1 pseudogene is annotated in these 350 nt (G+C 61.7%); it reads left to right on the top strand.

Features of this window, described 5'->3' with window-relative positions:
* A pseudogene (locus AC1DD5_RS25835) lies at positions 1 to 350 on the top strand (pyruvate dehydrogenase (acetyl-transferring), homodimeric type); the annotation flags it as partial.

Raw genomic sequence — 350 nt, 5'->3', positions numbered from 1 at the left:
GATCATGCAGGAGTTGGAGGCGTTCTTCCGCGGCGCGGGCTGGAACGTGATCAAGGTCGTCTGGGGCCGGGAATGGGACACCCTGCTGGAAAACGACACCGACGGGGCGTTGGTGAAAATCATGAACGAAACCCCCGATGGTGACTACCAGATGGTGACTACCAGACCTACAAGGCCGAGTCCGGAGGGCTTCTTCGGCAAGTCCCCGCAGACCAAGGACATGGTCGCGGACCTGACCGACGAACAGATCTGGGGCCTCAAACGCGGCGGGCACGATTACCGCAAGGTCTACGCCGCGTACAAGGCGCCGCGTACAAGGCAGCGGTGGAGTTCAAGGGCAAACCCACCGT

It is taken from the genome of Paenarthrobacter sp. 10L420 (assembly GCF_056395385.1).
Note: the sequence above shows the minus strand (reverse complement) of the source record. Positions and strands in the feature narration are given on the sequence as shown.